At 65.7% G+C, this 23687-nt stretch carries 17 protein-coding genes; 6 read left to right on the plus strand and 11 right to left on the minus strand.

All coding sequences use genetic code 11. The features are described 5' to 3' along the window. Nucleotides 1–154: 154 nt before the first annotated feature. Nucleotides 155–6628 carry a type I polyketide synthase gene (locus tag LPZ50_RS02795; protein ID WP_230657280.1) on the minus strand — a complete coding sequence of 2158 codons (6474 nt, stop codon included), beginning with the start codon at nucleotides 6626–6628 and terminating at the stop codon, nucleotides 155–157. A 620-nt stretch (nucleotides 6629–7248) separates the two neighbouring features. Further along, complete coding sequence (locus tag LPZ50_RS02800; RefSeq protein ID WP_230657282.1) at nucleotides 7249–8376, minus strand: branched-chain amino acid ABC transporter substrate-binding protein; 1128 nt, start codon at nucleotides 8374–8376, stop codon at nucleotides 7249–7251. Between the two features lie 219 nt (nucleotides 8377–8595). Here LPZ50_RS02800 and LPZ50_RS02805 point away from each other — a divergent pair, with 219 nt between their 5' ends. Continuing rightward, nucleotides 8596–9195 carry an RBBP9/YdeN family alpha/beta hydrolase gene (locus LPZ50_RS02805; protein WP_230657284.1) on the plus strand — a complete coding sequence of 200 codons (600 nt, stop codon included), beginning with the start codon at nucleotides 8596–8598 and terminating at the stop codon, nucleotides 9193–9195. Between the two features lie 174 nt (nucleotides 9196–9369). Here LPZ50_RS02805 and LPZ50_RS02810 read toward each other — a convergent pair whose 3' ends face one another. The 6 genes from LPZ50_RS02810 to proC all read right to left on the minus strand — a co-directional run bounded on the left by LPZ50_RS02810 (nucleotide 9370) and on the right by proC (nucleotide 15151). Further along, complete coding sequence (locus LPZ50_RS02810) at nucleotides 9370–10458, minus strand: sn-glycerol-3-phosphate import ATP-binding protein UgpC (protein WP_230657286.1); 1089 nt, start codon at nucleotides 10456–10458, stop codon at nucleotides 9370–9372. Between the two features lie 37 nt (nucleotides 10459–10495). Next, the gene (gene ugpE / locus LPZ50_RS02815; protein WP_230657288.1) at nucleotides 10496–11323 is read right to left on the minus strand and encodes a sn-glycerol-3-phosphate ABC transporter permease UgpE; all 828 of its coding nucleotides are present in this window, start codon (nucleotides 11321–11323) and stop codon (nucleotides 10496–10498) included. 20 nt (nucleotides 11324–11343) lie between these two features. After that, complete coding sequence (ugpA, locus tag LPZ50_RS02820) at nucleotides 11344–12225, minus strand: sn-glycerol-3-phosphate ABC transporter permease UgpA (RefSeq protein ID WP_230657289.1); 882 nt, start codon at nucleotides 12223–12225, stop codon at nucleotides 11344–11346. Nucleotides 12226–12283: 58 nt separating this feature from the next. After that, nucleotides 12284–13597: a sn-glycerol-3-phosphate ABC transporter substrate-binding protein UgpB gene (ugpB, locus tag LPZ50_RS02825; protein ID WP_230657291.1), complete on the minus strand. Its 1314-nt coding sequence runs from the start codon at nucleotides 13595–13597 to the stop codon at nucleotides 12284–12286. A gap of 160 nt (nucleotides 13598–13757) precedes the next feature. Beyond that, complete coding sequence (locus LPZ50_RS02830) at nucleotides 13758–14321, minus strand: VUT family protein (RefSeq protein WP_230657293.1); 564 nt, start codon at nucleotides 14319–14321, stop codon at nucleotides 13758–13760. Continuing rightward, a complete protein-coding gene (gene proC / locus LPZ50_RS02835) occupies nucleotides 14318–15151 on the minus strand; it encodes a pyrroline-5-carboxylate reductase (protein WP_230657295.1) in 834 nt (277 codons plus the stop codon). The genes LPZ50_RS02830 and proC overlap by 4 nt, the downstream gene beginning before the upstream one ends. Nucleotides 15152–15453: 302 nt before the next feature. Between proC and LPZ50_RS02840 the strand changes: the two genes are divergently transcribed. From LPZ50_RS02840 to LPZ50_RS02860, 5 genes are all read left to right on the plus strand, one after another. Further along, nucleotides 15454–16569 carry a high-affinity branched-chain amino acid ABC transporter substrate-binding protein gene (locus tag LPZ50_RS02840; protein WP_230657296.1) on the plus strand — a complete coding sequence of 372 codons (1116 nt, stop codon included), beginning with the start codon at nucleotides 15454–15456 and terminating at the stop codon, nucleotides 16567–16569. 103 nt (nucleotides 16570–16672) lie between these two features. Beyond that, nucleotides 16673–17599, plus strand: coding sequence for a high-affinity branched-chain amino acid ABC transporter permease LivH (gene livH / locus LPZ50_RS02845; protein ID WP_230657298.1), 927 nt, complete (start codon nucleotides 16673–16675; stop codon nucleotides 17597–17599). Continuing rightward, a complete protein-coding gene (locus LPZ50_RS02850; RefSeq protein WP_230657300.1) occupies nucleotides 17599–18834 on the plus strand; it encodes a high-affinity branched-chain amino acid ABC transporter permease LivM in 1236 nt (411 codons plus the stop codon). Before livH ends, LPZ50_RS02850 begins: the two co-directional genes overlap by 1 nt. Further along, nucleotides 18831–19598: a high-affinity branched-chain amino acid ABC transporter ATP-binding protein LivG gene (gene livG, locus LPZ50_RS02855; protein ID WP_230657301.1), complete on the plus strand. Its 768-nt coding sequence runs from the start codon at nucleotides 18831–18833 to the stop codon at nucleotides 19596–19598. The genes LPZ50_RS02850 and livG overlap by 4 nt, the downstream gene beginning before the upstream one ends. Then, the gene (locus tag LPZ50_RS02860) at nucleotides 19598–20299 is read left to right on the plus strand and encodes an ABC transporter ATP-binding protein (protein ID WP_230657325.1); all 702 of its coding nucleotides are present in this window, start codon (nucleotides 19598–19600) and stop codon (nucleotides 20297–20299) included. Before livG ends, LPZ50_RS02860 begins: the two co-directional genes overlap by 1 nt. A gap of 164 nt (nucleotides 20300–20463) precedes the next feature. Here LPZ50_RS02860 and LPZ50_RS02865 read toward each other — a convergent pair whose 3' ends face one another. From LPZ50_RS02865 to LPZ50_RS02875, 3 genes are read right to left on the minus strand one after another with little or no spacing between them, the layout of a single operon-like run. Then, the gene (locus LPZ50_RS02865) at nucleotides 20464–21201 is read right to left on the minus strand and encodes an aspartate/glutamate racemase family protein (protein WP_230657302.1); all 738 of its coding nucleotides are present in this window, start codon (nucleotides 21199–21201) and stop codon (nucleotides 20464–20466) included. Beyond that, a complete protein-coding gene (locus LPZ50_RS02870) occupies nucleotides 21198–22634 on the minus strand; it encodes an N-acyl-D-amino-acid deacylase family protein (protein ID WP_230657304.1) in 1437 nt (478 codons plus the stop codon). Before LPZ50_RS02870 ends, LPZ50_RS02865 begins: the two co-directional genes overlap by 4 nt. 56 nt (nucleotides 22635–22690) lie before the next feature. Continuing rightward, the gene (locus tag LPZ50_RS02875) at nucleotides 22691–23662 is read right to left on the minus strand and encodes a Bug family tripartite tricarboxylate transporter substrate binding protein (RefSeq protein ID WP_230657305.1); all 972 of its coding nucleotides are present in this window, start codon (nucleotides 23660–23662) and stop codon (nucleotides 22691–22693) included. Nucleotides 23663–23687 lie beyond the last annotated feature (25 nt).

A 23687-nucleotide genomic window follows, 5' to 3' on the forward strand; every position in this document is an offset into this window, starting at 1 on the left:
CCTTCGGCGACAACTTCGCCTCGGACTTCGGCCACGCCGCCGCCGGCGTCATGGTCCTCATCGCCCTGGTCGCCCTCGGCCTGGCCGCCCTGTCGATCACGCTCGGCGCACGGCTCTCGCGCGGCGGCCAGGGCGTGCGCATCACGACCATGGTCTACGGCATCCTGGGCGCCCTGGTCGGCATCCTCATCCTGGCCACCGCGGCCGACGCCGGCAGCTCCAGCGCGGTGGGCACGGCGGGCGCGTTGCTTGCGGCGGCATGCGGGCTGCGGATGCCGTTGCGGTATGTGATGACGATTTTGCCGATTTGCCGCGATTGCTGCATATGGCGGAAGGCGTCGACCACGTCGTTCGCGTCGAATTCCTGGTAGGGCAGCGGGTGCAGGGCGCCCTGCGCGAACAGCGCCATCATGTCGCCGAACAGGCGGCGCGTCAGCGCCGGGCGTTCGTGCATCAGTTGGTCGGCGTCGATGCCGAAGTAGCTGATGTTGTTGCGGAAGGGGCGCAGCCCGATGCGTGTGTTTGCGTAGAAATCGCGCTTGCCTAGTTCCAGGAAGCGGCCGAAGGGCTTCAGTACCCGCAGATTGCGGTTGATGGCTTCGCCCGCCAGGGAGTTCAGCACCACGTCTACGCCGCGTCCGCCGGTGTCGGCCAGGATTTCGTCCGCATAGGCCAGCGAGCGCGAATCGTAGATGTGCTGCACGCCCAGCATGCGCAGGAAGTCGCGTTTTTCGTCGGACCCGGCGGTGGCGTAGATTTCCGCGCCGCGCCATTGCGCGAACTGGATGGCGGCGATGCCCACGCCGCCGGCGGCGCCGTGGATCAGCACTTTTTCGCCTTCTTCCAACTGGGCCAGGTGGTGCAGGGCGTAGTACACCGTGAAGAAGGTGCTGGGGATGGTGGCCGCGGCCTCGAAGGAAATGCCTTCGGGAATGTGTGCGATGGCGCTGGCCTTGGTCAGGACGCGGTTCGCGAAACTGGCGGGGCCGAAGCCCACGACGGCGTCGCCGGGCCGGTAATCGCCTTCGGCGTTCGCGCCCACGCTGAGCACGGTGCCGGCGAATTCAAGCCCAAGGGTGGGGCCGGCGAAGCCGTTTTCGATGGCTTCATCGGACAGCATGCCCAGGGCGTACATGACGTCGCGGAAGTTCAGGCCGGTGGCATGCACCTCGATTTCCAGCTCGTCCTCGGCGGGTGCCTGGACGGACCCGCTTTCCCAGCGCAGATTGCGCAATTGGCCGGGGAAGTCGAAGCCCAGGCGGATATGCGCGGCGGGGCTATCCGGCGCTGCCATTGAAGCGGCAGAGGGACGGGGCACGGTATGCAGGCGTGGTGCGTAGCGCCGGCCCTCGGCGGTAATGACGGCTTCTTGTTCGGCATCGGGCCAGAGCAGTTCGCGTTCCAGCGCGTCCAGCACGGCCGGGCTGGGAGACGCGTCGGGCAGGTCCAGCAGGCGCACGCCGAACTGCGCGGCTTCGTTCATCATGGTGCGGCCGTAGCCCCACAGCGCGGCATCGGCAAGGCCGGCGGCCTGGTGGGCCAAGTGCTGGGCCGCGCCGGCGGTGAAAAGCCACAGGATGGCGCTGCTGCCGCTGCGTTCCAGCCCTTGCGCGGCGGCGGCGGCCAGCGCGCAGCGGGCCACTTCGTGCTGCAGCAGGGCCTCGGGCGACAGCCCGTCGGCGCTGTGCGACAAGCCGTCCAGATGGATGACGCCATCGATTTGCGCCAACCGGGTCTTGGCCTGGCTGAGGATGGCGTCGATCTTGGCGGGATCGGTGTCGCGCTGGATGGCCACGCGGTGGCCGGCAGCGGTCAGGCGCGCGCCCAGGGTTTTGGCCAAAGCAGCGTCGCCTTCGTGGCGGCCGGCCAGTAGCAACCAGCCAGGTTGTACTGGCGCTGCCGCGTGCGTGGCCGCCGGTGCGGCGGTACCGGTTTCGCTGGCCGCGGTCGCGGCCGCGGTAAGCAGGTAAGGGCCGGACAGGGCGCCGGGTGCGAATTCGTGCAGTGCGCTGTCCGTGCAGTCTTGCTGCGCCAGCGCTTCTTGCCAGTAGCGCGCCGGATACTGGCACGAGGTATGTGTCTCGTCGCCAGCGGCGGCCCACCAGCCGGGCAGGGCGCCGGCCACGAAATCCAGCCAGGCGGCGGGATGAGTGCCAACCAGCAACAGTGTGCCGTTCACCTTCAGGCGTGCCCGCGCATGGTCGAGCATGCGCTGGGCGTCCTCTGCGCTGGACGCATCCGTATGCAGGATCACCAGGTCGTATGCGGCCGCGCCATCTTCTTCGCCTGAGGGCAGGGGGCCGCAACTGGCGTCTGGGTAGGCGTCGAGCGCGCGCTGCGCCTGTTCCAGGCCCGCGGAGGTTGCCGAGGCATGGTGATAATCGGCCAGGCCGAAATCCAATACCGCGCAGCAGTCCACCGCGAATGCCGGCCCATGGGCGCTGATTTCCAGCACGCCCAGCCGGGCGCCCGAGGGCAGGCTGGCTTGGGCATTTGCCAGCAACTGGCGCAGCGCCGCGCCCAGCCGTTGCCGGGCGTCCGCGCCCAGGATCTGGCGGCTGAGCGCGCCGGCGGAAAATTCTTGCGGCCAGATGGTGGCCAGGGTGGCTTGTCCTTGCAGCAGGGCCGCCAGGTGCAGGCCCACGCGCCCCACGGCTTGCACGATGTGGGCGTAATCGGGGTATTCGCGGATCAGGCTGTTCCAGATGTCGATGACATCGGGGGCCGAGTCGTCTTGCGCGGGTAATGTCCAGCCCGAGGGCGTGCGCTCGAGCAGGCCGGCATCGGTGGCGCGCGCCAGAAGCCGGCGCAGCAAGGGCGCGGTATCCGGCGAGGCCTGGCGGCAACGCTCGATGATGTCGTCGTAGACATGATTATTGCCTGGCACCAGTTCGCGCAGCGCGCGCACCAGGAAGCGGTCGCACAGGCTGTCGAGCAAGGGCTCGATTTCATGGGCATACCGCCCATGCGTATGGCCTTGCGCGGCGGCGGCCACAGTGGCGATGGCATTGGCGGCAGCCGGGGCGGACAGGCTGCTTTGGCGGGCAAGCGGGTCTTGTGCGTGCGGGCTGGGTACCCCGGTGTCGGCCAGGAAATCCAGGGCGCCGGTTGATGTTTTTGACAACCGGATGCTGCGGAAGCGGGCCTCGTGCACGGCGGCAATCTGCTTGCCGTTGGCGTCGTACAGCGCGAATTCCGCGGTCAGCGAATGCGGGCCGCGGCGCAGCAGGCGCGCGCGCGCATAGCGCGGCGCGCCCGCATTCAATTCCAGCGCCAGGCGACCGAGCTTGGCCGGAACGAAAGCCACGCCCAGGTGCATGGCGGGGTCGTCGCGCAGCAGCTGGATGATCAATTGAAAAGTGCAATCCAGCAGTGCCGGATGCAGATACGAATGGGCCACATCGGCCTGCACGGTGTCTGCGGGTTCCAGCACGGCCAGCACTGACTCCGGGGATTCCCGCCACCCATGTTGGATGGCTTGAAAGGCCGGGCCGTAGTCCAGGCCCACGGCGCGGGTAAGCTGCGCATGGGTATCGCAGGTGAAATCCGGCGCACGTTCGGGAGGCAGCGCCGCCGCCGTGGCAAGCAGGGCGGGACTGGCTTCGCGCAGGATGCGCGCGGTGGCGTGCTGGGCCCAGGGCTCGGTGCTGCCTACGTCTTTGGATTGCATGCGCAGGCTGCCATCCGCGGTATCCAGGCTGACGCGCAGGCGTTTGGAAGGCGCTGCCGCCAGCAGCAGCGGCGCGCGGATTTCCAGTTCTTCGAGTTCGACCCAGGCGCCAGGCTGCCATTGCGCGGCGGCGGCCAGGGCGATTTCGGCAAACCCCGTGCCGGGAAAAACCACGGCGTCGCCGACGACGTGGTCGGCCAGCCACGGCAACTGCACAGTATCGAGCTGGTTTTCCCAGATGCCCTCGTGCTGGCGCAGCGGATAGCCCAGCAAGGGGTGGACATTGGCGCGTTCGAGCTGGCCCAGCGATTCGGGCGTGACAGGATGCCAATAGCGTTCACGCTGCCATGGATATGCCGGCAGTGCGATGTGGCGGCCTTCCCAGGGGAAGAGGTCTTGCCAGTCGACCTGGGCTCCGCTGCACAAAGCTTGGCCCGCGGTGTCGCGGATCTTGGCGGGTTCGTCGTTGCCCCGGCTGGCGGTAAGCAGGACGCGGCCCTTGATATCGGCGGCCGCGAGGCTGTCGTTCACATACGAGCGCAGGACAGGATGAGGGCCGACTTCGATGTAGACGTTATCGCCGCGAGCTACTAGCGCGTCGATGGCGTGCTGGAAACGCACGGGTTCGCGGATATTGCGCCACCAGTAGACGGCGTCCAGTTCCTTGCCGTCCAGGCGATCGCCGGCGATAGTGGAGTAGAACGGCGTATGGCCGGCTTCGGGCGCCAGGCCGGCCAACGCTTCCTGAAGCGCTGGCCGGATCGAGTCCATGGCGCTGCTGTGGAAGGCGTAGTCCAGATCCAGCCGCTTGTAGAACACCTGGCGCTCGGCCAGGACGGCTTCGACGGTAGCCATGGCGGCGGGGTCGCCGGCCAGGGTGGCGCCGCGCCGGCTGTTGAAACCGGCGACGCACAGCGCATCGGTCAGTTGCAGTTCGGCAAGCAGCGCCTGGGCGGTGCCGCCGTCTATGCCGACGGCGGTCATGCAGCCCTGGCCCTTGGTGGTGCCCTGCAGCCGGCTGCGATGGAAAATGACCTGGACGGCATCGGCCAGGCTCAGGGCGCCGCAGGCCCAGGCGGCGGCGACTTCGCCCACGCTGTGTCCCACCACCGCGGTGGGACGGATGCCTCGCTGGGCCAGCATGCGGGTAATGCCCACCTGGATGGCGAACAGCGCGGGTTGGGCGATTTCGGTGCGTTCGTACTGGTTCGCGCTGTCGGCGCGCGCCAGTTCATCGGCAAGGCGGTAGCCCGCCAGGGGCGCGAAGCGGTTGTCGATTTCGTGCACCGCTTCGGCGAATATCGGTTCGGCCAGCAATTGGCGGCCCATGCCGGCCCACTGGGACCCGTTGCCGGAATAGACGAACACAGGACCCTGCGCGCCGGGAACGGCGCTGCCCGAGGCCACGCTGTAGCGGGGCGCGTCGCCTTCGGCGTATGCCTGCAGGGCCTGGGCAACGGATGCGCTGTCGGTGCCATACACCACCGCGCGTTCGGTGTGCCATTCGCGGCGCATGGTGGCGTGGTAGGCGGCGTCGTACAACGCGCGCGCCGGTTGGCCCTGCAGCACGGCGGCCAGGTTCCTGGCGGCGGCTTTCATGGCATCGGGGGTCTTGCCGGACACCAGGACCGGCACGGCAGCGGCATTGGCCAGTTTGTCGGCTTCATCATCGCCTGCGACAGGCGGGCTTTGCAGAATGACGTGCGCGTTGGCGCCGCCAAAACCGAACGAGTTGACGCCTATGGTCAACTGGCCCGTGCGCGGCAGCGCATGGTTCTCGGTGGCGACCGCGATATTCCAGCCATCGAAATCGATGGCTGGGTTGGGGGTTTCTATGCCGATGGTGGCCGGCACCACGCGGTGCTGCAGGCTGTATATGGCCTTGACCAGGCCGGCCACGCCGGAAGCGGCTTCCAGGTGGCCCAGATTGCTTTTGACGGAGCCGATGGGCAAGGGGTTGCCGGCCCCGCGCGGCTGGCCCAAGGCGGCACCGATGGCCCGGGTTTCGATGGGATCGCCCACCGCCGTACCGGTGCCGTGGGCCTCCAGGTAGTCGATCTTGGCCACGTCGATGCCGGCGCGTTCATATACCTGGCGCATCAGGGCGACCTGGGCATCGGCGTTCGGTACGGTCAGGCCGGATTTACGGCCATCGGTATTGACGGCGCTGCCTGGAACCACGGCCAGGATGTGGTTGCCGTCGGCAACGGCCTGGTCGTAGTCTTTCAACAGGAAAAGGCCGCCGCCTTCGGACCGCACGTATCCATCGCCCGAGGCGTCGAATACTTTGCAGCGCCCGTTGGGCGACAGCATCGAGGCTTTTGAGAAGGTGATGAACCCATAGGGGTGCAAATGCAGGCTGACGCCGCCGGCGATGGCAAGGCTGGTTTCGCCGGTGACGATGGCGCGGCATGCCTGGTGGAATGCCACCAGCGAGGAAGAGCAGGCCGTGTCCACGGCCATGCTGGGCCCATGCAGGTCAAATAAATAAGACAGGCGGTTTGCCGCGATGCTGGACGTATTGCCCGTGGCCATCGAGGCGTCGATGGCCTGGGTGTCGTCGGACATGCGGTAGGAATAATCCGCGCTGGCGATCCCGATATACACCCCGCAATCGCTGCCCCGCAGGGCGGACGGCTTGATGCCCGCATGTTCGATGGCTTCCCAGCACATTTCCAGCAGCAGGCGCTGCTGGGGGTCCATCAGGGCCGCTTCGCGCGGCGAAATGCCGAAAAAGTGCGCATCGAAGCCGGAGACGTCGCCGACCGAGCCGGCGGCGAACGTGTAGGCGGTGCCTGGATGGTCTTTGGCGGGATGCAGGTAGGCATCTTTTTGCCAGCGGTCGGGCTCGACTTCGGTGACCAGGTCGCGCCCGGCCAGCAGATCAGTCCAGTATTGCTCGGTGTCGGTTTGCGGAAACCGGAACGAGAGCCCCACGACGGCAACGCGCTTTGCCATGTATATCTTCCTTCGAACAACAGCTTTCGAGAGCTTTTTGGTTTTATTTTGCTATGGATAGACGACCCAGAAGCCGGGCATCAGGGGCCGGGCAGACTGTGTCTACAGGCAATGACCAGAAAAACTACCGCTGGCAGGCGGCTTGGCGGGTTTGAGATTAGGTGGTTCCTCGGTATACGGGGCCCAGGCTGCTGGGCAAATAGCTACGGCGGTTAGGGTGCCAGTGAAAAGCTGGGCCATTATGGGGGGTGAACGATGAAATTCGAGAACGCAGATTTTACTGTTTATAGTGCGCGGCCTAGTGAAAGCAGGCTGTTTGGCAAAATGCAGATACAAAACGCTGCTTAATGCCCAAGAGTTTGCGGCGCGCCTCCAACGCTTTGCCGATTCCTGCTCTTTATGTCGTTCTATGGGGTAGTTGGCACATTTTAGCTACCCGTTGTTTACAAGTGTTGTAACCAATTGAATGGGGCCAATGTAAATACCGGCAGGTGGGAAACCTTCGGTTTCCGGGGAAAAACACTGTTTTAAAGAAAAAGCAGGCTCTTTCCGCCCAAAAAGAGCAGGGCCCGCGAACGGGCCCCGCGGCGGGGCGGCCAGGCCGCCCATGCCTGCGTTTCTTATTTAACCGCCGTCTTGCTGCCGTCTTTATGCCAGGTGAATACCTGGAATTCGAAGTCGTTCAGGTCGCCCTGCTTGTTCCACGAAGTTTTGCCGATGGGGGTATCGAAGCTGTTGGCGTGCAGGTAGGCGGCCACCTTGGTGGGGTCGGTGCTGCCCGAACCCTTGATGGCTTCGGCGATGACCTGGGTGGCGGCGTAGGCGGTGAGCTGGAAGGCCCCGCTGGGGTTGCGCTTCTTGCTTTCGAAGGCCTTGACGATGTCGGCGTTGGCCGGATTCTGGGTGAAGTCGGCCGGCAGCGTCAGCAGCATGCCTTCGACGGCGTTGCCTGCGATGGCATTGATGTCGGGGTTGCCCACGCCTTCGGGGCCCATGAACTTGGCACTTACGCCTTGTTCGTGCGCCTGGCGCAGCAGCAGGCCCATTTCGGGATGGTAGCCGCCGTAGTAGACGAAATCGACGTTGTTGGATTTCAGCTTGGTGATGACGGCGGAATAGTCGCTGTCGCCGGCGTTGATGCCTTCGAACACCACGACCTTGACGCCGCCTTTTTCCAGGTTGTCTTTTACCGAAGTGGCGATGCCCTGGCCGTACGACTGTTTGTCGTGCAGCACGGCGACCGTCTTGGGCTTGATTTTTTCAAGGATGAATTTGGCGGCGGCGGGGCCTTGCTGGTCGTCGCGGCCGATGGTGCGGAAGATGAACTCGTAGTTCTTGCCGTCGGTGAGGGCGGGCGAGGTGGCCGAGGGGGTGACCATGACCACGCCTTCGTTGTTATAGACGTCGGCCGCCGCGATGGTGGCGCCGGAACACACATGGCCGACCACGAAGCCGATTTCGTCGTTGACGACGCGGTTGGCGGCCACAGGGCCCTGCTTGGGTTCGCAGCCGTCGTCGATGACCACGGTTTCAAGCTTCTTGCCGTCGATGCCGCCGGCGGCATTGATGCGTTCCACGGCGGTGTCCACGCCTTCGCGGACCATGGCGCCATACTGGGTGACCGGGCCGGTGGTGGGGCCCACCACGGCGATCTTGATGCTTTGCGCCTGCGCGCCGGCCGATACGGCCAGGCCCGCGGCCAGGCCGAGCGCGGCCAGGACCGGGGTGAGGCGGAATGCGTATTTCATGGGGATCTCCTTTGCTTCGTTATACCTATAAGCCGCTGGGGTGCGCCGGGGCGCACCAGGCTTGTGCAGGCAAGCATACCTGAAAGCCCGATGAATTTGCGCCGCGCGGGTACGCAATCGGCGGGGTGGCGGGAGCGGGGCGCTTTATGTGCATATGGGTATATGCAAAAGACGATTTATTCGTTTGCGTCTATAAGGGCGGAAGGCATTATTGGCGCCATGAGATTCCAACCGATTATCGTTCCTGGCTGGAAAGATTCCGGGCCTGGCCACTGGCAAAGCCGTTGGGCGGAATGCCTGCCGCATGCGCGGCGGGTGCGGCAGCCCGATTGGGAAACGCCCGATCCGGCGGTATGGAACGCCACGGTGGCGGCCTGTGTCGATGAGGCGGCTTGCCCGGTGCTGTTGATAGCCCACAGCCTGGGCTGCCTGGCGGCCGTGAACCTGCCGGTGCCGCTGCGGGCCAAGGTAGGGGGTGCATTGCTGGTGGCCCCGGCCGATGTGGAGCAAGCCGGCATGCCCGACTGCCTGCGCAGCTTTGGGCCGGTGTCCTTGCATTCCCTATCGTTCCAGTCGGTGGTGGTGGCGGGCGATGACGACCCTTATTGCAGCCTGGACCGCGCGCAGCAGTTTGCGCGTGCCTGGGGTAGCCGATTGGAAGTCATCCCCAGCGGCGGGCATATCAATACCGACAGTGGTTTCGGAGAATGGCCGCAGGGGCTGAAGCTGTTGTCGGCCCTGCGGCGGCGCGCGATCTGGCGCGTGGCCGCGCCGCTGCCGCGAGTGTCGCCGGTGCCGGGGGTGGCGGCGGCGCCTTGACCGCCGTGGGCGGGTGAGAGTGATGTCAGGCGCGCATGGCGCTACCTTAAGCGGCTTAGCCAGGGGTCTGGCTCCCGTAGGGTGCCTGACCCCGTCGTGTCGAGCCTGCGCATACATCGGTGTCTGACACCCCTTGCGGGGAGTCAGACACCCGACAGCGCACCGGCCTGAGAGTTAGGTGCCCTCGACGCGGCGCCCCGTATCCGTCTCGAACCAGTGCAGCGCATGCCGGCCGTCGGGGCCGATGGAGATCTGTTCGCCCGGCTTGGCCGATACCTCGGCCAATGCGCGCGTGGCGCAGCGCACGACCAGGGCGTTCTGGCCGCAGCGGCAATGCACCAGTTGTTCCGATCCCAGCGTTTCGACCATTTCCACTTCGGCACTGACGCCCTGGGCGTTCAGCAGCATGTGTTCGGGCCGCATGCCCAGGGTGACCGGGCGGCCGCGCACGGCGGCGGGTACTTGCAGGGGGGAGATGTCCAGGGCCACGCCGTCCAGCGTTTGCAGGGTGCCATCGCCAGCCACGTTGACCTGCATCAGGTTCATGGGAGGCGACCCGATGAAACCGGCCACGAAGGTGGAGGCCGGTTTTTCGAAGACTTCGGTGGGGGTGCCGATTTGCTCGGGCACGCCCTGGTACATGACGATCATGCGGTGGGCCAGGGTCATGGCCTCGACCTGGTCGTGCGTGACATACAGGCTGGTGGTGCGCAGCCTGCGGTGCAGCTTCATGATTTCCAGGCGCATGGCCACGCGCAGCTTGGCGTCCAGGTTGGACAGCGGTTCGTCGAACAGGAACACCTTGGGCTCGCGCACGATGGCGCGGCCCATGGCCACGCGCTGGCGTTGACCGCCGGACAGCTGGCGCGGCCGGCGTTCCAGCAGGGCGTCCAGTTCCAGGATCTGCGCGGCGGCCTGCACGCGCTTGCGGATTTCGTCTTTCGAGAATTTGCGGATCTTCAGGCCGTAGGCCATGTTGTCGAACACGCTCATGTGCGGGTACAACGCGTAGTTCTGGAACACCATGGCGATATCGCGCTGGGCGGGCTCGAGTTCATTGACGACCTTGTCGTCGATGAGGATCTCGCCGCTGGTGACGGTTTCCAGGCCGGCCACCATGCGCATCAGCGTGGATTTGCCGCAGCCGGAAGGGCCCACGATGACGATGAATTCGCCGTCTTGGACGTCGACGTCGATGCCGTGGATGACGGCAACGTCGCCCGCATAGGTTTTCTTGACGTTGCGAAAGCTCAGGGTAGCCATGGAGTGTTCTTGACCGGTATGAAGGTGGGGCGCGCCGCTATTTTTCGGTATCGACCAGGCCCTTGACGAACCATTTCTGCATCAGGATGACCACCAACGCCGGCGGGATCATGGCCAGCATGGCCGTGGCCATGGTGATGTTCCATTCGGTGACGCTGTCGCCGCCGCTGATCATGCGCTTGATGCCGATGACCACGGGGTACATGTTTTCCTGGGTGGTGATCAGCAGCGGCCACAGGTATTGGTTCCAGCCGTAGATGAACTGGATGACGAACAGCGCCGCGATGCTGGTGCGCGACAGCGGCAGCAGCACGTCGCGGAAAAAACGCAGCGGGCCGGCGCCGTCGATGCGCGCGGCCTCGACCAGTTCATCCGGCACGGTCAGGAAGAACTGGCGGAACAGGAAGGTGGCGGTGGCGGACGCGATCAGCGGCAGGGTCAGCCCCGCGTAGCTGTTGAGCAGGCCCAGGTCGGCCACCACCTTGTAGGTGGGCGCGATGCGCACTTCCACGGGCAGCATCAGGGTGACGAAGATCATCCAGAAGAAGAACATGCGGAAGGGAAAGCGGAAGTACACCACCGCGAAGGCCGACAGAAGGGAAATGGCGATCTTGCCCAGCGAGATCACCAGGGCCATGACCAGGCTGACATACAGCATGCGGCTGACGCCGGCGCCGGCCAGCGCGCGCGCGTAGTTGTCCACGAAGTGCGGGCCGGGCAGCAGCGACATGGGCGCGGCCGCGACTTCCTGCGCGGTTTGCGTGGACGCGACGAAGGTGACGTACAGGGGGAAGGCCACCAGCGCCACGCCGCACAGCAGGATCAGGTGGGCCAGGAAGTCCAGCCAGGGACGGCGTTCAACCATGGTGTCGTTGCCTTGTGATTTCAGTACTGGACTTTGCGGTCGATGTAGCGGAACTGCACCACGGTAAGCGTTACCACGATGGCCATCAGCACCACCGACTGCGCCGCCGAAGACCCGAGGTCCAGTCCGTGGAAGGCATCGCTGTAAACCTTGTACACGAGGATGGACGTGGCCGTGCCGGGGCCGCCCTGGGTGGTGGTGTCGATGACCGCGAAGGTGTCGAAGAAGGCGTAGATGATGTTCACCACCAGCAGGAAGAACGTGGTGGGCGACAGCAGCGGGAACACGATGGTCCAGAAACGCCGCGCGGGCGAGGCGCCGTCGATGGCGGCGGCCTCGATGAGCGAGCGCGGAATGGATTGCAGACCGGCCAGGAAGAACAGGAAGTTGTACGAAATCTGTTTCCAGACGGCGGCGATCAGCACCAGGGTGAGTGCCTGGTTGCCGTTCAGGCGCGGGTTCCAGGCCACGCCGGCGTTATGCAGCGCCACGGCCAGGATGCCTACCGAGGGCGAGAACAGGAACAGCCACAGCACGCCCACCACCGCGGGGGCCACGGCGTAGGGCCAGATCAGCAGAGTCTTGTACAGGCCGGCGCCGCGGATGACGCGGTCGGCCATGACGGCCAGCAGCAGGGACACGGACAGGCCCACGAAGGCCACCAGTGCCGAAAACACGGCCGTGACGCGCACCGAGTCCAGGTAATCGGGCTGGCGGAACAGGTCGGCAAAGTTCGCCAGGCCGACGAACTCGGACGACAGGCCGAAGGCGTCCTGCAATTGCATGGATTGCCACATGGCCTGGCCGGCGGGCAGGAAGAAGAAGATCAGCGTGATCGCGATCTGGGGGGCCAGCAGCAGGTAAGGCAGGGTTTTGTGCCGGAATACGACGCGCTTTTCCATGTAAGCACACCCTAGGGGAATTCAGGTAGGGGCGGCTTCCAGGAAGCCGCCCGGGTTGTTACTTGACGCTTTTTTCGAACTTCTCGAGCAGTTCGTCGCCGCGCGTGACCATGGTCTTGATGCCGTCTTGCGCGCTGACCTTGCCGACCATGATGCGTTCGATTTCCTGGTCCTGGATTTCGCGGATCTGCGGCAGGAAGCCCAGGCGCAGGCCGCGCGACTGAGCGGTGGTCTCGACGTTGAGCTGCTTGACGCCGATTTCGGTGCCGGGGTTCTTGTCGTAGAAGCCTTGCTTCTTGGTCAGTTCATAGGCGGCGCGGGTCACGGGCACGTAGCCGGTTTGCTGGTGCCAGCGGGCGGCGATTTCCGGGCTGGCCAGGAAGTGGAAGAATTCGGTCACGCCCTTGTAGACTTCGGGCGATTTCTTGGCGAACACCCACAGCGATGCGCCGCCGATGATGGTGTTTTGCGGCGCGCCCTGCACGTCGGCGTAGTACGGCAGGGTGGAGGTGCCGAATTCGAACTTGGCGTTCTTGGCGATGTTGGCGCGCAGGCCGCTGGAGCCGGTGATCATGGCGCACTTGCCGCCGATGAACAGCGAGTTGGGCTGGTCGCCACGGCCGCCGTACATGAAGATGCCGTCCTTGGCGAGCTTGGCCAGGTTGTCCAGGTGGCGCACGTGCAGGGGGGTGTTGAACGCCAGGCGCGCGTCCAGCCCGCCGAAACCGTTGTCTTGCGTGGCATACGGCACGTTGTGCCAGGCCGAGAAGGTTTCAAGCTGCACCCACGACGGCCAGGACGTGGTGTAGCCGCATTCCTGGCCCGCGGCCTTCAGTTTCTGGCCGGCGGCGGCCAGTTCTTCCCAGGTCTTGGGCGGTTTTTCTGGATCCAGGCCGGCCTTCTTGAAGGCGTCCTTGTTGTAGTAGAAGACCACGGTCGAGCTGTTGAACGGCATCGAGATCAGTTTGCCGTCCTGCGACGAGTAATAGCCCGCGACCGCGCCGATGAAGGCCTTGGGGTCCAGCGGCTGGCCGGCTTCTTCCGACATTTGCTGCACCGGCTTGATGGCGCCGCGGGCGTGCATCATGGTGGCGGTGCCCACTTCGAAGACTTGCAGGATGTCGGGCGCATTGCCGGCGCGGAAGGCGGCGATGCCGGCGTTCATGGATTCGCCGTAGTTGCCCTTGTAGACGGCATTGATCTTGTAGTCGGTGTTTTTCTTGTTGAATTCCTGGACCAATTCATTGACGCGTTCGCCCAGCGCGCCTTCCATGGAGTGCCAGAACTGGATCTCGGTGGCGGCATGGGCCGCCGTGCCGGCGAAGGCCGCCATCAGGGCGGCGAAGGTGAAGGCTAGACGCTGGGGTCGCATGGGGTGGTCCTCCGGTTGCGTGGGCGCGATGCGGGGTCTCCGGTCGCGAAAGAACACGACACCTTATGTATGGTTTGTGACAGAGACGTGACTTTTACACCAGCGGCGGGCCCTGTCAAATGTGGAATAGCGTACCGCAGCGGCCGCTATTGTGCCGGCATTAACGGGCGGCGGGTTGTTCGGCGGGCCGGGCCAGGTTCCACATCAGGGCGCGGAAGGGCGCCAGCATGCCAGCGTTGACGGCGAGCTTGATGGCCAGGTCGCCCAGCATCCAGGTTACCCAGGGCATGCCGGTGGCGGCGAAGGCCACGCTGAAGAAGACGGCGGTATCGAGCACGGCGCCAGCCGTGCCCGACAGCAGCGGCGCCTGCCACCAGCGGCGGTCGCGCAGGCGGTCGAAAATGCGGATGTCGGCCAGTTGGGCGCAGATGTAGGCCAGGCCCGATGCCAGGGCGATGCGTGGCGAGGCCACCCAGACGGAAATACCCACCGCCGCGGCAAAGCCTACCCAGGCCACCCGCCGGGCGGCCGCCGGCCCGAAGCGCCGGTTCAGCACGTCGGTAACCAGGAAGGCCACGGGATAGGACAGCCCGCCCCAGGTCAGCCAATCGTTCAGGGGGAACTGCACCAGGATGTTCGACCCCACCACGATCAGGCCCATGCAGGCCACCGCCACCACGAATTGCGGCGGGGTCATGGGCTGGAAGCGCCGCGCCGGTGTCATTGGCCGAACTCGTCCGCCAGTTCGCGCGAGCGGCGCGCGGCGGCATCGACCGCCTGGCCCACGATGTCTTTGAAGCCGGCCTGCTGGAATACCTGCAGCGCGGCCGCCGTGGTGCCGCCCTTGGAGGTGACGCGTTCGCGCAGCACGGCTGGCGGGTCTTCGGACTGGGCGGCCAGTTGCGTGGCGCCGGCCAGCGTGCCCAGCGCCAACTGGTGCGCCTGTTCAGGCGTAAGCCCGGCCGCCACGCCCGCGGCCACCAGCGATTCCAGGAACAGGAATACATAGGCGGGCCCGCTGCCGGACACGGCGGTCACGGCGTCGAGCGCGGCATCGTCTTCCACCCAGACCACCTGGCCCACCGAGCCCAGCATGTTTTCGGCCAACTCGCGGCCGGCCTGGTCGACGCCCGGCAGCGCCGCCAGCCCGGTGACGCCAGCGCCCACCAGCGCGGGCGTGTTGGGCATGCAGCGCACCAGGTTCTGCCACGGCGCGCCGGGTTCGCCCAGCCACTGCGCCAGCGTATCGGCGCGGATGCCGGCCGCCACGCTGATAACCAATGTGCCGGGTTGCAGCCACGGGCGGGTAAGGGCCACGGCTTCGCGCAATTGCTGGGGCTTCACCGCGTAGATCCATACCTTGCAGGCCTGCAGGGCGGGGTCGGGCTGAGCCGCCGCCGTGGCGCCCCGCTGGCGCCAGGCGTCCTGTGCGGCGGCATTGGGGTCGACGGCGTGCAGATTGCCGGCGGGGCAGGTCTTGCCGGCCAGGCCGCTGGCCAGGGCGGTGGCCATGTTGCCGCCGCCGATGAAGGCGATAGAAAGGTTCGGGTTCATGGGGGGCAATTGTAGCCGCCGGCCGCGCGCAAGCACGGTGTAAGGTTGATGTCAGATACTGGCGCCGCTTGCTTCTGGCGCGGTCTTCGGGGCCGGCGCCCGGTGGCGTGCGTCCCTTTTTTTGCGGGCTCGCAAAATATTGGGGATTACACGCAGTGACACCGGGGGGAGCACCTTTCAGAATACCGCCCACGCTGTACTTTTGCCCAAGAAGCCAGCAATGGGCGTGCCGGGCCGCCGGGTATCCCCCGGCGATGCCGATCCGTCCAAAGCTGCCCATCCCTATCGCCGGAGAATTCCGAATGAAGCTTCTGCATCGCGTTACCCCTGTCGCCATGGCTTTTGGCGCCTTGCTGCTGGCCGGCGCCGCCCAGGCGGCCGACACCATCAAGATCGGCATCCCCCAGCCCATGACCGGCCCCAACACCCAGTACGGCACGCAGATCCAGGCGGGCGCCCTGACCGCCATCGAAACCATCAATGCCCAGGGCGGCGTCAAGGGCAAGAAGCTCGAGCCCATTCTCATCGATGATGGCTGCGAACCCAAGCAGGCCGTGCCCGCCGCCAACCGCGTGGTGAATTCGGGCGCCAAGTTCGCCGTGGCGCACGCATGCTCGGGCGTGACCGTGCCGGCCGTCAACGTGTACGAACAGGAAGGCATCGTCGCCATTACCCCGGGCGCCACCTCGCCCCTGGTTACCGACACGACCAAGCCGCATTTCTTCTTCCGCACCATCGGCCGCGACGACCAGCAAGGCCCGTTCGCCGCGGGCTACATCGCCAATACCCTCAAGCCCAAGAAAGTGGCCGTGCTGCACGACAAGCAGACCTACGGCTCGGGCGTGGCCACCCAGGTGAAGGACACGCTGGAAAAGAACAAGGTCAACGTGGTGCTGTTCGAAGGCATCAACGTGGGCGACAGCGATTATTCGGCGGTGATCACCAAGCTGAAGTCGGCAGGGGTGGACTTGGTCTACTTCGGCGGCTACCACCCCGAACTGGGCCTGCTGCTGCGCCAGTCGCGCGAACAGGGCCTGAACGTGCAGTTTATGGGCCCCGAAGGCACCGCCAACCAGGACCTGGTTGCCATCGCCGGACCGGCCATCGACGGCCTGCTGGTGACGCTGCCGTCCGACTTCACCAAGCTGCCCGGCAACGAAGGCATCGTGAAGGCGTTCCGCGACGCCAAGCGCGATCCGGACGGCGCCTTCCAGATGCCGGCCTACGCGGCCGTGCAGATCCTGGCCAAGAGCATCGAGGCGGTGGGTGAAGACCCCGCCAAAGTGGCCGACTACATGCACAAGACCGCCTTCGATACGGCGATCGGCAAGGTCGAGTACGACGCCAAGGGCGACCTGAAAGACTTCGAGTTCGCCGTGTTCAAGTGGGACAAGGACGGCAAGAAGGCCCAGCTGTAAACACGCGCCGCCCCGGCCATCCGCCGGGGCTTCACGCACGCCCAGGTTTCCGGCTCCGGGTCATGCTACCGGGGCCGGAACCATTTGGAGCATAGGTATATCCATGTCAGACCTTATCCCCCAACTTACCCAGCAGATCTTCAATGGTCTTTCGCTGGGTGCGATCTACGCGCTGATTGCCATTGGCTACACAATGGTCTACGGCATCATCGGTATGATCAACTTCGCCCACGGCGAGATCTACATGATCGGCGCCTACGTGGGCCTGGTGACGCTGACCGCCATCGGCACCAACAGCGGCCTGCCGCTGCCGTTCGTGATAGCGGCGATGCTGCTGGTGGCCATTGTGGTTACCGGCATATACGGCTTCAGCGTGGAACGCGTGGCCTATCGGCCGGTACGCGGCAGCCAGCGCCTGGTGGCCCTGATCTCGGCCATCGGCATGTCGATTTTCCTGCAGAACTGGGTGGCCCTGGGCCAGGGCGCGCGCGACATGGCCGTGCCTTCGCTGATTTCCGGTTCCATTCAATGGGACATGGGTACGTCGTTCGATGTGACCCTGCCTTATTCGCGCATCATGATCATCGTGGTCACCGTGCTGCTGATGGTGGCCCTGTCGCTGTTCATCAAGTATTCCCGCATGGGCCGCGCGTCGCGCGCCTGCTCGCAGGACATGCACATGGCCAATCTGCTGGGCATCGACACCAACCGGGTCATTTCTTTCACTTTCGTGCTGGGCGCCATGCTGGCGGCGGTGGGCGGCGTGCTGATCGCCATCACCATCGGCAAGTTGAACCCCTTCATCGGCTTCCTGGCCGGCATCAAGGCATTCACGGCCGCGGTGCTGGGCGGCATCGGCAGCATTCCCGGCGCCATGCTGGGCGGCGTGCTGCTGGGCCTGGCCGAGACGCTGGCCGCCGCGTATATCTCGTCCCAGTACAAGGACATCGTGGCCTTCTCGCTGCTGGTGTTGATTCTGCTGTTCCGTCCTACCGGGCTGCTCGGCAAACCTGAGGTGGAAAAAGTCTGATGGCCAACAACACACTTAAAAATGCCACGATGGCGGCCATCCTGACGGCCGTGATCGTGATGCCGGTGTTCGGGCTGCAGCTGGTTCGCCAGGGTGCCCGCACCAATATGGAAACCCACTGGGACATGGTGGCGCTGGCCGCCGCGGTGGTGTTTTTTTTCCAGCTGCTGCGCCCCTGGCTGGCGCGGCCTTTCCAGAAACTGAAGACCAGCATCCCGGTGCTGCCGGCGGCGCCGGCCAGGGGCAACAAGTGGCTCATCGCGCTGCTGATCGCGGCCGCGGTGATCTGGCCTTTCTTCAGCGGCCGCAGCTCGGTGGACATTGCCACGCTGGTGCTCATTTATGTAATGCTGGGCCTGGGGCTGAACATCGTGGTGGGCTTCGCGGGCCTGCTGGACCTGGGCTTCGTGGGCTTCTACGCGGTGGGCGCCTATACCTACGCGCTGCTGTACCACTGGGCCGGCTGGGGTTTCTGGGAAGCGCTGCCGTTCGCCGGCGCCATGTCGGCGCTGTTCGGTTTCGTGCTGGGCTTCCCGGTGCTGCGGCTGCGGGGCGATTACCTGGCCATCGTCACGCTGGGTTTCGGGGAAATCATACGGCTGCTGCTCATTAACCTGAACTTCCTGACGGGCGGGCCCGACGGTATCTCGGGCATTCCCAAACCGTCGGTGTTCGGCATGGAAATGGCGCGCCGTTCCAGCGAAGAGGGCACGCGCACGTTCCACGAGATCATGGGCTGGACGTTCGACAACCAGCACATGGTGAACTACCTGTACCTGATGGCGCTGGCGCTGGCGCTGGTGACCTTGTTCGTGTCCACGCGACTGATCCGCATGCCGGTGGGGCGCGCCTGGGAAGCCTTGCGTGAAGACGAGATCGCCTGCCGCTCGCTGGGGCTGAACCCCACGCGCATCAAGCTGTCGGCGTTTACGCTGGGCGCCATGTTCGCGGGTTTCGGCGGCGCCTTCTTCGCCGCGCGCCAGGGCATGGTGAATCCGGAATCGTTCACTTTCATCGAGTCGGCCCTGATCCTGGCGATCGTGGTGCTGGGCGGCATGGGTTCGCAGGTGGGGGTGATTCTGGCCGCCATTCTGCTGACAGTGCTGCCGGAAGTGGCGCGTGAGTTCGCCGAGTACCGCATGCTGATGTTCGGCCTGGTCATGGTGCTGATGATGATGTGGCGTCCACAGGGGCTGTTGCCCATGAAGCGTCCCCATGTGGAGCTGGCCAAATGAGTGAAGCATTGTTGAAAGTATCCGGCCTGACCATGCGGTTCGGCGGCCTGCTGGCCGTGGACAGCGTGGGCTTCGAGGTGAAGCCCGACGAGGTGTTTGCCATCATCGGGCCCAACGGCGCGGGCAAGACCACGGTGTTCAATTGCGTGGGCGGTTTCTACAAGCCCACCGCCGGCGACATCGTCATGGACGGCAAGCCGATCACCGGCCTGCCCAGCCACAAGGTGGCGCGCCACGGGCTGGTGCGCACGTTCCAGAACGTGCGCCTGTTCAAGCAGCTGACGGTGCTGGAAAACCTGCTGGTGGCGCAGCACACCCAGGTGGAAGCGCGCCTGCTGCCGGGCCTGCTGAAGCTGAAGTCGTACCGCGAATCCGAGGCCCAGGCCTTGTCGCGCGCGGCGCAATGGCTGGATTTCATGGGCCTGCGGCAGTATGCCAACCGCGAGGCGGGCAACCTGGCCTACGGGCACCAGCGCCGGCTGGAGATCGCGCGCTGCATGATCACCAAGCCGCGGCTGCTGATGTTGGACGAGCCGGCCGCCGGCCTGAACCCGCAGGAAAAGCGCGACCTTCAGCAACTGATCGACCAGTTGCGCCGCGAGTTTGGCGTGGCGGTGCTGCTGATCGAGCACGATATGAGCCTGATCATGGGCATATCCGACCGCATTCTGGTCATGGAGCACGGCAAGCCCATCACCACCGGCACGCCCGGGCAGGTGCGCACCGACGAGCGCGTCATCAAGGCGTATCTGGGGGAAGAATGATGCTGAAGCTGGAAAACATTCATACGTACTACGGCGCCATCCAGGCGCTGAACGGCGTGTCGGTGGAGGTGAACCAGGGAGAGATCGTGACCCTGATCGGCGCCAACGGGGCCGGCAAGACCACGCTGCTGATGACGGCTTGCGGAAACCCGCGGGCGCGCGAGGGCACCATTACTTTCCAGGGCGAAGACATCACCCAGAAAGACACGCATCACATCATGCGCAGCGGCATCGCCATTTCGCCGGAAGGCAGGCGCGTGTTCAAGGACCTGACGGTGGCCGAGAACCTGATGATGGGCGGCTTCTTCGCCAACCGCGAAGCCATCCAGGCGGGGATCGAACACGTGTACACGCTGTTCCCGCGCCTGAAAGAACGCGCGGCGCAGCGCGCGGGCACCATGTCGGGCGGCGAGCAGCAAATGCTGGCCATCGGCCGCGCGCTGATGACCCAGCCCAAGCTGCTGCTGCTGGACGAGCCCACGCTGGGCCTGGCGCCGCTGATCATTGCGCAGATCTTCGACATCATCCGCACCATCCGCGAGCAGGGCGTTACCGTGTTCCTGGTAGAGCAGAATGCCCACAAGGCGCTGCAAGTGGCCGATCGCGGCTATGTGCTGGAAAACGGCAGGGTGGTGCTGCAGGACACGGGGGCCAACCTGCTGGTCAATGATGACGTGCGAAAGGCGTATTTGGGTGGGTAGTCATGGGGCGGTGTCTGGCACCCTGGCGGGAGCCAGACACCCGTCAGTACCGGTGCAAGCTCGCCACGGCGGCTTAACGTGATCCCATGGGTGTCTGGCTCCCTCTGGGTGCCAGACACCGCAACACCGCAACACCGCCCGGTTTCCCGGGCCTTTGCGCGCCGTTACGCGGCCTTGCGCTGCAGTGGTTCCTGGAAGTACTGGTCGATGGCGGCGCGGGCCAGGGCGTCGATGGAATCCGTAACGGGAACCCCCAGCCCTATCCGTTGGTCATGGGGTATGGCCAGCGGCAGTTCGGTGCAGCCCAGCACCACGGCGTCCGCGCCGCGGGCCTGCAGCAGTTGCACGCCCCGCACGGCGGGCGCCAGGGCCGAAGCCACCTGGTTGCCTTTCACGGCCCGTATGGGGGCGGCACAATAGCGTTCGATCTCGCCGGCGTCGGGCACGATGCATTCGAAACCGTGGCGTTGCAGGCGGGCCTGGTACAGGCCCAGCGCCAGGGTGGCCGGCGTGCCCATCAGCCCGATGCGCCCCCCCTGCAAGCCCAGGCGCTGCAGGTCTTGCGCCACCGCGTCGATGATGTGCAGGATGGGCAGCGTAGTGGCCGCGGCCAGCTGGTCGTACCACAAGTGTGCGGTATTGCACGGAATGGCGATGATGCTGGCGCCGGCCGCTTCCAGGAAACGCAGGCCTTCCACCATATGGGGCAGGGGGTCTTCGCCGCCGCGCATGCGCGCATCGCTGCGGTCGGGGATACGCGGATCGTTGCGCAGCAAGGTGGGAATGTGCTGCTGGTCGGTGGCCGCCGGGGTCAGGGCGGCCAGGCGCAGCGCGAACGCCGCGCCGGCCAGCGGCCCCATGCCGCCCAGCACGCCCAGGTAGTTGGGGCGGCTTGCGGTCATGCCGCCGCCCGCGTCAATACCTGGCCGGGGCGGGCGGTGCCCGCCTGGCTGCCGTTCCATACTTGCTGGCCATTCACCCATACGCCATGTATGCCTCGGCTGAGCTGCAGGGGTTCGTTGAAAGTGGCCGTGTCGGTGACGGTGGCCGGGTCGAGCAGCACCAGGTCTGCGTAGTAGCCGGGGCGCAGCAGGCCGCGCTGGGGCAACCCGTATTGCTCGGCCGCCAGGCCCGTCATTTTGTGGATGGCGGCTTCCAGGCTGAGCAGATTCTGTTCGCGCACCATGGTGCGCAGCACGTTGGTGAAGGTGCCCCATTGGCGCGGATGCGGATGCGGGTCGAACGGCAGCCCATCGGATCCCACCATGGTCAGCGGATGCTGGAAGATGCGGTTGACGTCGTCCGGATCCATCAGGAAATAAATGGCGCCGGCCGGCGCCAGGCGTTCCAGGGTGCCCGCTTCATCCATCCCCAGTTCGGCCATCACGTCGGAAAAATCGCGGCCCGTGGCGTCGGGGTAGCCCTTGGACCAGGTGATCATGGTGCGCTGGGCCAGCTTGACGCGGTCGAGCCGCAGCATGGTGGACGTGGCCGGATACGGATGGCAGTCCAGGCATACCGGCTGTTGCGCGGCGGCTTGCGAGATCAGGTCCAGTGTTTCGCGCGAGCGCCCGTGGTTGCGCGCGCCCGCCAGCTTGTGGTGCGAGAACACCACGCGGCAGTCCAGGGCGCGGCCGATCTGCAGCGCCTCTTCCATGGCCGGCACGATGTGGTCGGCTTCGTCGCGCAGGTGCGTGGCGTATACCCCGGCGCGGCCGCGCAGGGGCAGGCACACATCGATGATTTCCTGGGTGGGGGCGGCCTGTGCGGGAGGGTAGAAGGTGCCGGTGGATACGCCGCGCGCGCCGGCATCCAGCGCTTCCTGCAGCAAGGCGCGCATGCGGGTGATTTCGCCGGCATCGGCGGCACGCGTGGTGTCGTCCATGACGGCCACGCGCAAGGTGGTGTGGCCCACCAGGGGCACTACGTTCACGGCGGCGGGGGCCTGGCGCAGGGCCTCGATCCAGTCGGCGAAGGTGCCAAAGCGGAACAACGCTTCCGGGCCCAGCAGGTCCAGCGGCTGCGGAATGGCGCGGTTGGCCAGCGGCGCCAGGCTGATGCCGCAGTTGCCGGTGACCACGGTGGTGATGCCCTGCGACACCTTGGGCGTCATGTCCGGATGCGCCAGCAGGTAGCCGTCGTCGTGGGTGTGCGAATCGATGAAGCCAGGCGCGGCGGCCAGGCCTTGCGCGGCTATGATGGGCACCCCATCGGGGAAGGCGAAATCCCCCACCTGGGTGATGCGCTGTCCCTGGACAGCGATATGGGCGCGGTAGGGCGCCTGGCCGCTACCGTCGACGACGGTGGCGTCCTGCAGAATGAAGTCAGCGTGCATGCAGCGTGTCAGTGTTTCGCCGCGCGCAGCGCGCGCGGCGCTTGGGGGAGGTCGCTTCAGTCCAGTTTCTTGATGCCGGCGTCGGCGATGATCTGCCGCCATTTGGCCGTTTCACTGTCCATCAGGCGCTTGAAGTCGGCTGGCGACCCCTGCGCGGGCACGGCGCCCAGCTTGGCCAGCCCTTCGCGCACGGCGGGGGCCTGCAGGGCGCGGCCGATGGCGGCGTTAAGCTGCTGGACGACTTCCGGCGGCGTGCCCTTGGGCGCCACTACGCCGCCCCAGGCGATGGTTTCGTAGCCTTTCAGGCCCAGTTCGTCCAGCGTGGGCACTTCGGGCAGCAGGTCCAGCCGCTTCATGCTGCTGACGCCCAGGGCGCGCACGCGCCCGCTCTTGATCAGCGGCACTGCTTCGGACGAGTTCACGAAGATGAAGTCCAGGCGTTCGCCCAGCAAGTCCTGGATGGCGGCCGGGCCGCCGTTGTAGGGGATGAAGGTGACATCGACCTTGGCCATGCTTTTGAACAGCTCGCCGCCCATATGGCCGGTGGTGCCCACGCCCGACGCCCCGTAGGACAGGCGGCCGGGGTTGGCGCGGGCGCGTTCGATCAGGTCTTGCACGCTCTGGTCGGGCGAGCCGGCCGGCACAATCAGCACGTTGTACAGGTCGAACAGATGGGCCACCGGTTCCAGGTCGGCATCCACGTCGTAAGGCAGTTTGTTGAACAGCGAGCGGTTCACGGCCAGCGTGTTGATGTTGCCGTAGCCGATGGTGTAGCCGTCGGGCGCCGCGCGCTTGATGAGGGATATGCCGATATTGCCGGCCGCGCCCGGGCGGTTTTCAACCACCACGGATGTGCCCAGATCCTGGGCCAGCTGGCTGGTGACCAGGCGGGACAGCACGTCGGGCGAACCGCCGGCGGCCGAGGGCACCACGAAATTGATGGGCTGGTCGGGCCAGGCATGGGCGCCGGACACCATGCCGGCGGTAAGGGCCAGGGCGGCCAGGCCGCGGGACAACATGCGTTGCATTTTCGTATTCCCCTTGTGGTTGTTT

It is taken from the genome of Bordetella petrii (assembly GCF_020991325.1).
Taxonomy (GTDB): Bacteria; Pseudomonadota; Gammaproteobacteria; order Burkholderiales; family Burkholderiaceae_B; genus Bordetella_A; species Bordetella_A petrii_E.